A 12,220-nucleotide genomic window follows, 5' to 3' on the forward strand; every position below is an offset into this window, starting at 1 on the left:
CCGGGGTTTCGCTGAACCTAGCGCCGGATCCTGCCCCGGTTACCGCATTCCGTACACATGTGCGATTTTTCCCGTACAGTCGTACGATGAGCACGCCGAAGGGCACCGCCCGTCGCGCCGAGATCGTCGCGGCCGCCGGCCGCGTCCTCGTGCGCGACGGCATCGACGCGGTCCACCACCGTGCCGTCGCCGGCGAGGCGGGGATCGGCCTGGGGACCGCGACCTACCACTTCCCCGCGGCGGAGGAGCTGCGCGCGGCCGCCCTGCGCGCGCTCGCCGACGCCGACGTCGCCCGCATGGCCAGCGCCGCCGGACGGGTCCCGCTCACGCGCCGCGACCCGCGCGACGCCGCCGCGGTCCTCGTGGGCCTGCTGCTGCCCGAGCACGACGACGAGCTCGTCGCGTGGTGCGAGCGCTGGGCACGCGGCGCCCGCCGTCCCGACGGGGGCGACGACGCCCGCCGCGTGCGCACGGCCGCCCGCGCGCTCGTCAGCGACGTGCTCGGCCGCTCGGGACGCGCGACCGCCCCGCCCGCCGACCTCGTCCTCGCGATCGTCGACGGGGCCGTCCTCGGCGCGCTCGCGGAGGGCCAGGACGCCGAGCGGGCCCGCGCCCGCGCGGTCGCGGCGCTCGCGTTCGTGCTGCACGAGCGCTGAGCGGCGGGCCGACCCGACCGACCGGTCGGTCGGGTGGTCTAGGCGGAGCGCTCGACGACCGCGACGAGCCGCGCGCAGACCGCGTCGGTCTCGTCCTGCGTCGGCGCCTCGACCATCACGCGCACGAGCTGCTCGGTCCCCGAGGGCCGCACGAGCACGCGGCCGCGCCCCTCGAGGTCGGCGTCCTCGGCGGCGATCGCGTCGGCGAGGGCCGGGTCGGCCATCGCTGCGTCACGGTCGGGCACCGGCACGTTCACGAGCCGCTGCGGGAGCTTGCGCATCGCCTGCTGCCCGGCGAGATCGCGCCCGTCCAGCGCCTCGAGCGTCAGCAGCGCGCTCGCGATGCCGTCACCGGAGGGGACGAACTCCATGTCGATGATGTGCCCGGACTGCTCGCCCCCGAGCCGCCAGCCGCTGCGCTTGAGCTCCTCCAGCACGTAGCGGTCGCCGACGCTCGTCACCGCCACGTCGACCGCGGCGTCGCGCATCGCGTGGTGGAAGCCGTAGTTCGTCATCACCGTGACCGCCACCCCGCCGCCGAGCCGACCGCCCGCGTGCAGGTGCGTGGCGACCAGCGCGATCAGCTCGTCGCCGTCGACGACCCGGCCGTTCCGGTCGGCCGCGAGCACCCGGTCGCCGTCCCCGTCGAACGCGAAGCCGAGATCGTGCCCGCCCGCGACCACGCGGGTCGCGAGCGCGTCCACGTGCGTGGAGCCGCAGCCCTCGTTGATGTTGCGCCCGTCGGGCTCGTGCGCGACCACCGTCACGGTGGCGCCGAGCCGCCGGAAGATCTCCGGAGCGGCGCGGAACGTCGCGCCGTTGGCGCAGTCCAGCAGCACGTCGAGGCCGTCGAGGCCGAGCGCCGCGAAGCGGGTGTGCAGCTCGCGCAAGTAGTCCTCGAGCGTGCCGTGGAGCGTCCGCACGCGGCCGATCGCCGCGGGCGCCGCCACCGGCTCCTCCAGGCGCCGCTCGATGGCCAGCTCGGTGGCGTCGGAGAGCTTCATGCCGTCCGCGCCGAAGAACTTGATGCCGTTGTCGCGGAACGGGTTGTGCGAGGCGCTGATGACCGCGGCGACGTCGAAGCCGTAGCGGCGGACCAGGAGCGGCGCGGCCGGGGTCGGCAGGATCCCGCCGAGCAGCACGTCACCGCCCGCCGAGGTCACCCCGGCGGCCAGCGCGGCCTCGAGCATCTCGCCCGACTCCCGCGTGTCGCGGATGACGAGCACCTGCGGCCGCTGCGCGGCCGCCTCCAGCGTGACGGCCCGGCCGAGCCCGAGGGCGAGCTCGGCCGTGAGCTTCTCGCCGGCGACGCCACGGACGCCGTCGGTGCCGAACAGCTTGCGAGCCATCGCTCGTGCGGCTGTGCGCTAGCGCTTGCTGAACTGCGGGCGCTTGCGGGCCTTCTTGAGGCCGGCCTTCTTCCGCTCCTTGACGCGCGCGTCACGCGTCAGGAAGCCGCGGCGCTTGAGCTCGCCACGGAGGTTCGGGTCCGCCTCGAGCAGCGCGCGGGAGATGCCGTGGCGCAGCGCACCGGCCTGCGAGCTGACCCCGCCGCCGTGCATGCGCGCGACGACGTCCATGCGCGTCTCGAAGCCGACGGCCTCGAGCGGCTGGCGGATGTTGCGCTGCAGCGTGTCGCGCGGGAAGAACTCCTCCAGCGACTTGCCGTTGATCGTGTACGCGCCGGTGCCCGGCTTCAGGATCACGCGGGCGACCGCGGTCTTGCGCTTGCCGGTCGCGCGGTAGCGCGCGCCCTCGGCGAGCACGATCGACGCGGCGATCGGCTGGTCGTCGACGACGTCCTCGTCGACCTCGTCGCCGGCGGCCGGCTCCTCGCCGTCCTCCGCGTACGGGTCGGCGGCGCCGCTCTCGCCCTCCAGGACGATGTCGACCTCGAGGTCCATGCCGGGGATCGCGGGCTTCTCGCGCGGCGTCTCCTCGACGTACTCGACGTCCTCGTCCTCGTCGGCGACCTCGGCCTCCGCGACCGGCTCGGCCGGGACGTCGGCGGCGGGCTCGGCAGGCGCCTCGGCCGCGGGCTCCGCCGGGGCCTGGGCCTCCGGGGTCACCTCGGCCGGCGTCTCCTCCGGGGCCTGGTCGTCGTTGGGCGTCTCGTCGATCATCAGGACTGGATCTCCATCGGCTGCGGCTTCTGGGCCTCGTGCGGGTGCTCCGGGCCGGCGTAGACCTTGAGCTTGGTGAGCTGCTTGCGCGCCAGGCGGTTCTTGGGGAGCATCCCCTTCACGGCCTTGCGGATGACCTCCTCGGGGCGCCGGTCGATCATCTCCTCGAACGTGCGCGACTTGAGGCCGCCCGGGAAGCCCGAGTGGCGGTAGTACATCTTGTCGTTGCGCTTGTTGCCGGTGACGACGATCTTCTCCGCGTTGATCACGACGACGAAGTCGCCGGTGTCCACGTGCGGGGTGTAGTCCGGCTTGCGCTTGCCCCGCAGCTGGTCGGCGATCTGGGTCGCGAGGCGACCGAGCGTCTGCCCGGAGGCGTCGACGACGACCCAGTTCCGCTCGCGGGTGGTGGGGTTGGCGACGTACGTCTTCATAAGAGAGAGGGCGCAGCACGACAGGGCGCGCGGCGGCGGTGAAGTGTAGGGGATCGCGCCGCGCGACGACGTCCGCCCCCTCCCCGCCCCGGACGGACGTGCGGCTGACAGCGACCGGCGCCGCCGCTATCGTCCCGGTCGACGTCTGCAGCAAACGCCGAGTCCGTCGCTCCCGCCCGGGGAGCGGTGGAGCGGGGGACCCAACGGATCCATGATCCAGGGGCGAATCCGGACACCCGTCCGGTAGCGCGGCACTCGACCGCGCGAGCCCGTCAGCTCACCCCGTAGGCCGTCATACGAGGAGCTGAGGACCCATCCATCGCGTCCATCTGTCGTTCGCCGTGCTGTCCGCCGCGTTCCTGGCGGGCCCGGCCGTCGCCGTCGCCGCCAGCGGCTCGGGCGGGTCGTTCGCGTCCGAGACGCCGCAGGTCACCGGGATCGCGTGCGTCACCGCGTGCACGGGCCTGGACAGCGCCGGCCCCGGCAGCGTCGTGCGGCTCAGCGGCGAGGCGCTCGACCGGGTGAGCGCGGTCGCGTTCCTCGGCGCCGACGGCATCGCCGACGACCGCATGGCCGCGCCGACGGCGACGGGCCCCGGGTCCGTCACCGTGACCGTCCCGGCGGGCGCCGCCAGCGGGCCGGTCGCGGTCGCCAACGACGACGGGAACGCGTCCGGCCCGTCGCGGGCCCGGCTCGCGGTGGTCTCCCCCGCCACGGCCGTGTCGAGCGGTGGCGTCGAGGCCCGGGTCGAGGCCCGACGGGTCTTCTACGCCGGACGCCGCAAGGCACGGCTCAGCTACTTCGTGCGCAGCGCCGGGCCCGCGAGCGCCCGCGCCGAGCTCGTCAAGGCGCGCACCGGCACGGTCGTGCGCTCCTACCCGGCGGTCACCGTGCCGGGCCGCACCGTCCAGAGCCTCGAGTGGGACGGCACGGTCGGCGGCAAGGTGCCCAGCGACGGCACCTACCTGTGGCGGCTGCGGCTGCGGCCCGCCGGGACCACCGCGACGATGGCCCAGTCCGGCGAGACCGTCGTCGAGCAGCCCTTCGAGTTCGTGCGCGACCGCTTCCCGATCCTCGGCCGCTACCGGTTCGGGACGGGGGCCGGCGAGTTCGGTGCCGCGCGCGGCGGGCGCTCCCACCAGGGCCGCGACGTCTTCGCCGCCTGCGGCACCCCGCTGGGCGCCGTCCGCGGCGGCCGCGTGAAGTTCGCGGGCGTGCAGTCGCGCGCCGGGAACTACCTCGTCATCGACCCGGACGGCACCGGGCAGGACCACGTCTACATGCACCTGCGCCGCAAGGTGACCTTCCGCAAGGGCGACCGGGTGTTCACCGGCCAGCGGATCGGCGAGGTCGGCGACACCGGCGTCGCCGACGGCTGCCACCTGCACTTCGAGCTGTGGACCGCCCCGGGCTGGTACTCCGGCGGGCGACCGATCGACCCGTCGTCGGCGCTGCGCCGGTGGGAGCGCCGCTCCTAGGAGCCGCAGGACGCTAGGCCGCTAGGCCGCGACGGGTGCGCGACGCCGGGCGCGGTCGAAGCCCGCCAGGAGCCGGCCCATCGCCACGACGTGCGCCCCGGTGCCGATCACCAGGGCGCGGTACACGCGGCCGCGGCGGCCGCGGAACGTGGCGAGCGTCCGCACCCGCACGACGACGCGCCCGTCGGCGGGCGGGTCGAGCAGCACCTCCAGGCGGTAGCGCGCGAAGCGGTGGTGGCCCGAGAGGTCCAGCCGCTCGCCGGGCTCGAACGCGGTGACCGTGAAGCCCGGCCCCCAGGAGCCCACCTGCAGCGGCCGCGGGCCGCCCGGCCGGGGCGGCTGGAAGCCCCACACGTGCGTCAGCGGGCCGAGCGACCGGTCCAGCGCGCGCCCAAGGACGGCGACCACCGCGTCCCATGCCTGCGCCGAGTCGCCGGGCAGCGCCCGCACGTGCTCGTCGATCAGCGGCAGCGGCGCGGGCTCCATGCCCCGGCTACGTCCGCCGCGCACGGCGGGGATCAGCCCCCGGCGCCCGGGCCGCGCCAGCGGGAGCCCGGCGCGGGGCGTGTCCCGCGCGGCATCCGCGTCGGTGCCGGAGGCACCGACCCGCAGCGCGGGACACGGCCCGCGCCGGGCGGCGCCTCAGCCGCTCACTCCCACTCGATCGTGCCGGGCGGCTTGGACGTGATGTCCAGGACCACCCGGTTGACCTCGCGCAGCTCGCCGATCATGCGCGCGGCGATCTGCTCGAGCAGGTCGTAGGGCAGGCGGGCCCAGTCGGCGGTCATGGCGTCGTCGGACGTGACGGCCCGGATGACGACGACGTAGCCGTAGGTGCGCTCGTCGCCCTGGACGCCGACGGTGCGGACGTCCGGCAGGACGCAGAACGACTGCCACAGGTCGCGGTACAGACCGGCCTTGCGGATCTCGTCCTGGAGGATCGCGTCGGCGTCGCGCAGCAGGTCGAGCCGCTCCTTGGTGGCCTCCCCGCCGACGACGCGGATCGCGAGCCCGGGCCCCGGGAACGGCTGACGCCAGACCAGGCGCTCGGGCAGCCCGAGCTCGGCACCGACCGCGCGGACCTCGTCCTTGAACAGGGCGCGCAGCGGCTCGACGAGCTCGAACTGGAGGTCGTCGGGCAGGCCGCCGACGTTGTGGTGCGACTTGATCGTCGACGCGCCGGTGCCGCCGCCGGACTCGATGACGTCCGAGTAGAGCGTGCCCTGCACGAGGTACCGGGCCCCCTCCTCGCCCTGGGCGAGCTTGGCGGCCTCCTCCTCGAACACGCGGATGAACTCGGTGCCGATGATCTTGCGCTTGGCCTCCGGCTCGGTCGTCCCGCGGAGCTTGGTGAGGAAGCGCTCCTCGGCGTCGACGGCGACGAGCGGGACCTTGAAGGTGTCGCGGAACGTCTGGACGACCTGGTCGCCCTCGTTCTTGCGCATCATCCCGTGGTCGACGAACACGCAGGTGAGCTGGTCGCCGACCGCGCGGTGGACGAGCAGCGCGGCGACCGAGGAGTCGACGCCCCCGGACAGGCCGCAGATGACCTTCTTGTCGCCGACCTGCTCGCGGATCCGCGCGAGCTGCTCCTCGACGATCGACGCCGCCGACCAGGTCAGGTCGCAGCCGCACACGTCGCGGAGGAAGTTCTTGAGGATGTCCTGGCCGAACGGCGTGTGGACGACCTCGGGGTGGAACTGGATGCCGTAGATGTCCCGCTCGGTCGACTCGAGCGCGGCGACCGGCGAGGCGGTCGACGCGGCGAGCGCGGTGAAGCCGGGCGGCGGCGCGAACACCGTGTCGCGGTGGCTCATCCAGCAGGGCTGCTCGGCCGGGGTGCCCGCGAGCACCCGGCCGTGCTCGCGCACGGTCAGGGTGCTGCGGCCGTACTCGCCGACCTCCGCGCTCTCGACGGTGCCGCCGAGCTCGAGCGCGACGAGCTGCATGCCGTAGCAGATGCCCAGCACGGGGATCCCGAGCTCGAGCAGGCCCGGATCGAGCTTCGGCGCGTTCGGCGCGTACACCGACGCGGGCCCGCCCGAGAGGATCAGGCCCTTGGGCTTGCGCTTGGCGACCTCCGCCGCACCGACGTGGTGCGGCAGGAGCTCGCTGAACACCCCGCACTCCCGCACGCGGCGGGCGATGAGCTGCGAGTACTGCCCGCCGTAGTCCAGGACGACGACCTCGTCGACCGACCGCGGCGCCTCGATCGGCGCCGACTCGTCGGCCAGCTCGGTCACCGCCGTCGCGGCGGTCGGGAGGTTGTCGGTGCTCAAGCCGGTCCCCGCCCGCGCCTACGCCTGCGCGAGGGTCGGGGTCTTGCCGCTGCCGTTGGAGCCGTCCTCGCCGGTGGAGTGCGCGCCGACGGCGGAGCCGCGGGAGCCCATCCCGACCTGCTGGGAGGTCTGCAGGAGCTTGCCCTCGGTCTGCAGCGCCGGGGCGACGAGGACCTCCGCGCGGTTGAACTCCGCGAGGTCCTGGTAGCCGCAGGTCGCCATCGAGGTGCGCAGCGCGCCCATGAGGTTGAACGTGCCGTCGTTCTCGTGCGCGGGACCGCTGATGATCTCCTCGAGCGTGCCGTTCTGCACCGTCTGCACGCGCGCGCCGCGCGGGAGCGTCGGGTGGAACGTCGCCATGCCCCAGTGGAAGCCGCGACCCGGCGCCTCGTGGGCGCGCGCGAACGGCGAGCCGACCATCACGGCGTCGGCGCCGCAGGCGATCGCCTTGGAGATGTCGCCGCCCGTGCGCATGCCGCCGTCGGCGATGACCTGCACGTACTCGCCGGTCTCGAGCATGTGCGTCGAGCGGGCGCCCGCGACGTCGGCGATCGCCGTCGCCTGCGGGACCCCGAGGCCGAGCACGCCGCGCGTGGTGCACGCCGCGCCGGGACCGACGCCGACGAGCACGCCGGCCGCGCCGGTGCGCATCAGGTGCAGGCCCGTGTGGTAGCTCGCACAGCCGCCGACGACGACCGGGACGCCGACCTCGCGGATGAACTCCTTGAGGTTCAGGGCCTCGGCCGTCTGCGAGACGTGCTCGGCGGAGACGACGGTGCCCTGGATGACGAGGATGTCGAGACCGGCCTCGAGCGCGAGCTCGTAGTACTCGGTGACGCGCTGCGGGGTCAGGGACGCGGCGGTGACGACGCCCTGGTCCTTGATCTCCTTGACGCGCTGCGCGATCAGGTGCGGCTTGATCGGCTCCTGGTAGATCGCCTGCATCTCCCGCGTGGCGAGGTCCTTCGGCAGCTTGGCGATGCGCTCGAGCTGGTCCTCGGCGTCCTCGTAGCGGGTGAAGATGCCCTCGAGGTTGAGGACGCCCAGGCCGCCGAGCTTGCCGATGATCCCCGCGGTGCGCGGCGAGACCACGCCGTCCATCGCGGAGGCGAGCAGCGGCAGGTCGAAGCGGTAGGGACCGAGCTTCCAGCTGATGTCGACGTCGTCGGGGTCCCGGGTCCGGCGCGACGGCACGATCGCGATGTCGTCGAATCCGTAAGCCCGGCGGGCCTTCTTCCCGCGTCCGATCTCGATGTCCATAGAGCGCCCGATCCTAGGTCTGAGGGGTGACGAAAAGACCCCGCGCAGGCGGGGTCACGATGGGGTTGAAGCAGGCTGTGAGGCGGCAACTCACTGCCAGCGGCACGATAGCACCGGGGCCGGACGGTTCGGGGGCGAAGGAAGACCCCCGCCCCGGACCGGTCGGTCAGCCGACCTCCGCCGGGGCGACGATCCGCTGCACGTCGACCTCCGCGGTCAGCTTCTCGACCTCGCGCGGGTCGATCAGGCCTGCCCCGAGACGCTTCGTCGACTCCGCGCCGCAGGCGACGCCGAACCGCAGGCAGTCCTCGACCGAGCCGCCGCCGTAGCGGGACGCCACGTAGCCGGCGAGGAACGCGTCGCCCGAGCCGACGGCGGCGACCGTCTCGCGCGGCTCGACCGTGACGCGCAGCAGCTGCCGCTCGCCGTCGACGTGCATCGCGGCGACGCAGCCGTCGGGGGCGGTCATGATCGCCTCGCGCGCGCCGAGCTGGACCATCTCGCGCACGGCGATCGCGCGGTCCTCGTCGTCGTTGAACTCGTGGCCGACGAGCTCCTCGGCCTCCAGCACGTTGGGCGAGATGAGGTCGGGCTCGGCGCGCACGGCGTGGCGCAGCGGCTCCCCGTCGGTGTCGACGATCACCAGGACGTCCATGCGGCGCAGCTCGCGCACCAGCCCGGCGTAGACGTCGACCTCGACCCCACGGGGCAGCGAGCCCGCCAGCACGACGATGTCGGCGCCGCGCGCGAGGTACAGGAGCTTGTCGCGGAACAGCTCCACCTCCTTGGCGGTGATCGCCGGGCCGCGCTCGTTGATCTCCGTCATCTGCCCGTTGGTCGGGTCGTAGACGGCGGTGTTCGTCCGCGACTCCTCGCGGATCCGCACGAAGTCGTTGAGGATCGAGTCCTCGGTGAGCTGCTCGACGATCCGCGTGCCCGTCGGCCCGCCTTGGAAGCCGGTGGCGATCACGGGCTGCCCGAGCGTCTTGAGCGTGCGCGCGACGTTGACGCCCTTGCCGCCCGCCATCGTCGTCTGCTCGACCGTCCGGTGACGGCGGCCGAGCCGGAAGCTCGGCACGTTCAGCGACTTGTCGATCGCCGCGTTGAGGGTGACGGTGATGATCATGCGATCTCGGTCCCGCTCGTCTGCCGGCCGGTCCGGGCGCCCATGCGACGCCGCAGCAGGACCAGCAGGAGGCTACACCCGACGAGGGCCCCGAGCAGGATCTTCGTGCCCGGCCGTCCCGCGAAGTCCTTCAGCCGGTCGGTCGCCGTCGCCTCCACCACCTCGGTGGCGGTGACCAGCGGGACCCGGTCGACGACCCGGCCCCGGAAGCGGACCTCGACCGTGCCGACGCGCGAGCGGGCGGGCAGCGGGCCGTCGAGCACCTTCGGCGCGCCGAGCACGCGGGTGGTCAGCCGCTCGTCGCGGCGCGTGACGCGCGAGGAGGAGCGGGCGGCCACCAGCTCGACGCGCTGGTCGTCGCGGTACTCGAGCGTGGCGCTGCCCAGCGGCTGCCCGGTGCGCAGCGCCCGCGTGACGCGGTAGCGGCGCAGGCCGTAGCGCAGCAGCGCGGCGGAGTCCCGCACGCGGGCCTCCTCGCTGGGCTCCCCGAGCACGACGCTCACCACGGAGACGCCGTCGCGCGAGCCGCTGCCGACGAGCACGAAGCCCGCCTGGGTCGTGCGGCCGGTCTTGACGCCGTTGACGAAGCCGAAGCGCCGGACGAGCAGGTTGCGGTTCTGGACCACGCGGCGGCGGGCGCCCGAGCGCAGCGTCGCCTGCTCGAGGTTCATCGTCTCGCGCGCGAACGCGTTGCGGCGCAGGACGAGCGCGAGCTTCGCGAGGTCCGTGGCCGTCGAGTAGTTGTCCGGGTCGTCGAGGCCGATCGGGTTGGCGAAGCGCGTGTTCGTGAGGCCGATCTCGCGCGCCTTCTGGTTCATGAGCCGCACGAACCGCTCGCGCGAGCCGCCGATCCGCACCGCCAGCGTGACGGCCGCGTCGTTGCCGGACGCCAGCAGCAGGCCGCGCAGCAGGTCGCGGACCGTCAGCCGCTCGCCCGGCTGCAGCCCGATCTGCGACTCGACCGGGGCCGGACGGTAGTCGGTGGTCGTGAGGACGTCGTCCAGCGACGCCCGCTCGAGCGTCACCAGCGCGGTCATCATCTTCGTCGTCGACGCGATCGCCCGGCGGGTGTCGGCGCGCTTCTCCACGACGATGTCGCCGGTGGCGGGCTCGACGAGGATCGCCGAGGAGGCCGACCGCAGCGACGGCTCGCCGTCCTGCGCGCGCGCGGGACCGGCGGCCACGAGGGCGCCGAGCAGCACCACGAGCGCGGCGAGGACCGCCGCGCCCGGCCGGGACGTCCGCGACGTCATCGCCGCAGCTTGATCTTCTGCCCGGCGCGCAGCGCCTGCGGATCGAGGTCCGGGTTGAGCTCGATGATCCGCTCGAGCGGGACCCCGGTGCTCTCGGCGATTGCCGAGAGGACGTCCCCGGACTTCACCGTGTAGCTCTTGCGCGTCGTCCCGCCGCTGCCCGAGCCGGACGTGGTCCGCGTCGTCGAGGTCGTCGTGGCGGGCTCGTCGGACTGCTCCTCGGAGCTCGGCTTGACCACGAGGTAGACCGACAGGAACGCCGCGACGAGCGCGAGCGGTGCGAGGAAGCGGGCAGGACTGCGGTACGGCACGGTCCAGGGATTCTAGAGCGGCGGGCGCCGCGACCGACGTCACGCAAGCGACCATGCGGCGTCCCGCAGACGCTCGGCCTCCGCGCGGGCCGCGGCCGCCGGGGTCCCGACGCCGCCACGCTCGGCCGCCTGCACGATCGAGCGCGAGGCCGTCGCGAGGCCGCCGGCGGGACCGGGCGCCCAGGCGGGCGCGAGGTCCTCGACGCGGCCACCCTGGGCGCCGACGCCGGGGAGCAGGAACACGGCGCGCGGCATCAGCTCGCGCATGCGGGCGACGTGCTCGGGCCGCGTCGCGCCGACGACCGCGCCGACGTCGTGCAGGGCCGCCCCGTCGCCCTCGCCGAGCCGGTCGACGATGCGCGCCACGTGCTCCCACAGCGGGCCGCCGCCGGCGAGCTCGAGGTCCTCGACGTCGGCCGCCCCGGGGTTCGAGGTCCGCACGAGCACGAACACGCCCGCGCCCGCGGGCCGCGTGACGGCCAGCAGCGAGTCGATCGTGTCGACCCCCATGTAGGGCGCCGCGGTCAGGGCGTCGGCCCCGAGCCCCGGGACGTCCCCGTACGGCGTCGGCGTCGTCCCGACCAGGGACTGGGCGTACGCGGTGGCCGACACGTCGATGTCGCCGCGCTTGCCGTCGGCGACGACGAGCAGGCCGTGCTCGTGCGCGGCCTCCACCGCGGCGCCGAGCGCGGCGCGGCCGGGCGCGCCGAGCCGCTCGAAGCAGGCCAGCTGGGGCTTGACCGCCACGACCGCCGGGGCGACGGCGGCGATCACCGCGCGGCAGTGGGCGGCGACCGCGGCCGCCGCACGGGCGGCCGGTGGGCCGTCGGCGGGCACGCCGTCGCCGCTCCCGGGCCACAGCCGGGAGGGGTCGGGGTCGAGGCCCAGGACGATCTGGGACTCGCGCGCGGCGACGTGGTCCGTGACCCGGTCGCCGAAGCGGCGACCGGTCGCGGCGACTGCCGACGGACCCGTCAGGACTTGACGGCCTTCTTGAGCGCGGTGCCCGCGGTGAACTTCGGGGCCTTCGACGCGGCGATCTGGATCCGCTCGCCGGTCTGCGGGTTGACGCCCTGGCGGGCGCCGCGCTCGGTCACGTGGAACTTCCCGAAGCCGGAGAACGTGACCTCACCACCGTCGGCGAGCGTCCCCTCGATCGTCTTCAGCACGGCGTCGACCGCGGCCGCGGCGTCCTTCTTGTCGAGTCCTGCCGTCGTGGCGACGGCGTCAACGAACTCCGACTTGGTCACTGGGTGCCTCCCTCGGGAATTGGTCGGGCAGGGCGACGCTAGCAGCGGGA

The 12,220-nt window shown here is 74.3% G+C and carries 13 protein-coding genes and 1 riboswitch; of the genes, 2 read left to right on the forward strand and 11 right to left on the reverse strand.

Going from position 1 to position 12,220, the window contains the following annotated elements:
* Positions 1–86 precede the first annotated feature (86 nt).
* Entirely contained in the window at positions 87–656 is a 570-nt protein-coding gene (locus C7Y72_RS15475; protein ID WP_107570084.1) for a TetR/AcrR family transcriptional regulator, read from the forward strand.
* 38 nt (positions 657–694) lie between these two features.
* On the opposite strand, the gene glmM is transcribed toward C7Y72_RS15475, so the two are convergent.
* The 3 genes from glmM to rplM all read right to left on the reverse strand — a co-directional run bounded on the left by glmM (position 695) and on the right by rplM (position 3,213).
* Positions 695–2,005 carry a phosphoglucosamine mutase gene (glmM, locus tag C7Y72_RS15480; protein ID WP_107570085.1) on the reverse strand — a complete coding sequence of 437 codons (1,311 nt, stop codon included), beginning with the start codon at positions 2,003–2,005 and terminating at the stop codon, positions 695–697.
* An 18-nt stretch (positions 2,006–2,023) separates the two neighbouring features.
* The gene (gene rpsI / locus C7Y72_RS15485; protein WP_199223998.1) at positions 2,024–2,560 is read right to left on the reverse strand and encodes a 30S ribosomal protein S9; all 537 of its coding nucleotides are present in this window, start codon (positions 2,558–2,560) and stop codon (positions 2,024–2,026) included.
* 218 nt (positions 2,561–2,778) lie between these two features.
* Complete coding sequence (gene rplM / locus C7Y72_RS15490; RefSeq protein WP_107570087.1) at positions 2,779–3,213, reverse strand: 50S ribosomal protein L13; 435 nt, start codon at positions 3,211–3,213, stop codon at positions 2,779–2,781.
* A 145-nt stretch (positions 3,214–3,358) separates the two neighbouring features.
* Positions 3,359–3,519: riboswitch (cyclic di-AMP (ydaO/yuaA leader) on the forward strand.
* A gap of 35 nt (positions 3,520–3,554) precedes the next feature.
* Here rplM and C7Y72_RS15495 point away from each other — a divergent pair.
* Positions 3,555–4,691 carry a M23 family metallopeptidase gene (locus C7Y72_RS15495; protein WP_107570088.1) on the forward strand — a complete coding sequence of 379 codons (1,137 nt, stop codon included), beginning with the start codon at positions 3,555–3,557 and terminating at the stop codon, positions 4,689–4,691.
* Positions 4,692–4,712: 21 nt separating this feature from the next.
* Here C7Y72_RS15495 and C7Y72_RS15500 read toward each other — a convergent pair whose 3' ends face one another.
* The 8 genes from C7Y72_RS15500 to C7Y72_RS15535 form a co-directional block, all read right to left on the reverse strand.
* Positions 4,713–5,177, reverse strand: coding sequence for a hypothetical protein (locus C7Y72_RS15500; RefSeq protein WP_107570089.1), 465 nt, complete (start codon positions 5,175–5,177; stop codon positions 4,713–4,715).
* A 164-nt stretch (positions 5,178–5,341) separates the two neighbouring features.
* Positions 5,342–6,925 (reverse strand): glutamine-hydrolyzing GMP synthase, encoded by a 1,584-nt coding sequence (gene guaA / locus C7Y72_RS15505; RefSeq protein ID WP_431844378.1) that lies wholly within the window; start codon positions 6,923–6,925, stop codon positions 5,342–5,344.
* Positions 6,926–6,988: 63 nt separating this feature from the next.
* Entirely contained in the window at positions 6,989–8,230 is a 1,242-nt protein-coding gene (locus C7Y72_RS15510) for a GuaB3 family IMP dehydrogenase-related protein (RefSeq protein WP_107570090.1), read from the reverse strand.
* Positions 8,231–8,396: 166 nt separating this feature from the next.
* Positions 8,397–9,356, reverse strand: a complete 960-nt coding sequence (locus C7Y72_RS15515) for a 1-phosphofructokinase family hexose kinase (protein ID WP_107570091.1) — start codon at positions 9,354–9,356, stop codon at positions 8,397–8,399.
* The gene (locus tag C7Y72_RS15520; RefSeq protein WP_107570092.1) at positions 9,353–10,609 is read right to left on the reverse strand and encodes a D-alanyl-D-alanine carboxypeptidase family protein; all 1,257 of its coding nucleotides are present in this window, start codon (positions 10,607–10,609) and stop codon (positions 9,353–9,355) included. Before C7Y72_RS15520 ends, C7Y72_RS15515 begins: the two co-directional genes overlap by 4 nt.
* Complete coding sequence (locus tag C7Y72_RS15525) at positions 10,606–10,920, reverse strand: LysM peptidoglycan-binding domain-containing protein (protein ID WP_107570093.1); 315 nt, start codon at positions 10,918–10,920, stop codon at positions 10,606–10,608. The genes C7Y72_RS15520 and C7Y72_RS15525 overlap by 4 nt, the downstream gene beginning before the upstream one ends.
* Positions 10,921–10,959: 39 nt before the next feature.
* Complete coding sequence (gene pyrF, locus C7Y72_RS15530) at positions 10,960–11,898, reverse strand: orotidine-5'-phosphate decarboxylase (protein ID WP_107570094.1); 939 nt, start codon at positions 11,896–11,898, stop codon at positions 10,960–10,962.
* Positions 11,895–12,170: an HU family DNA-binding protein gene (locus C7Y72_RS15535; RefSeq protein WP_107570095.1), complete on the reverse strand. Its 276-nt coding sequence runs from the start codon at positions 12,168–12,170 to the stop codon at positions 11,895–11,897. The genes pyrF and C7Y72_RS15535 overlap by 4 nt, the downstream gene beginning before the upstream one ends.
* Positions 12,171–12,220 lie beyond the last annotated feature (50 nt).

It is taken from the genome of Paraconexibacter algicola, assembly GCF_003044185.1.
Classification (GTDB): domain Bacteria; phylum Actinomycetota; class Thermoleophilia; order Solirubrobacterales; family Solirubrobacteraceae; genus Paraconexibacter; species Paraconexibacter algicola.

Coding starts and splice junctions, on each gene's coding strand:
- C7Y72_RS15475 (WP_107570084.1), top strand. CDS start 87: ATGAGCACGCCGAAGGGCACCGCCCGTCGCGCCGAGATCGTCGCGGCC.
- glmM (WP_107570085.1), bottom strand. CDS start 2,005: ATGGCTCGCAAGCTGTTCGGCACCGACGGCGTCCGTGGCGTCGCCGGC.
- rpsI (WP_199223998.1), bottom strand. CDS start 2,560: ATGGACCTCGAGGTCGACATCGTCCTGGAGGGCGAGAGCGGCGCCGCC.
- rplM (WP_107570087.1), bottom strand. CDS start 3,213: ATGAAGACGTACGTCGCCAACCCCACCACCCGCGAGCGGAACTGGGTC.
- C7Y72_RS15500 (WP_107570089.1), bottom strand. CDS start 5,177: ATGGAGCCCGCGCCGCTGCCGCTGATCGACGAGCACGTGCGGGCGCTG.
- C7Y72_RS15510 (WP_107570090.1), bottom strand. CDS start 8,230: ATGGACATCGAGATCGGACGCGGGAAGAAGGCCCGCCGGGCTTACGGA.
- C7Y72_RS15515 (WP_107570091.1), bottom strand. CDS start 9,356: ATGATCATCACCGTCACCCTCAACGCGGCGATCGACAAGTCGCTGAAC.
- C7Y72_RS15520 (WP_107570092.1), bottom strand. CDS start 10,609: ATGACGTCGCGGACGTCCCGGCCGGGCGCGGCGGTCCTCGCCGCGCTC.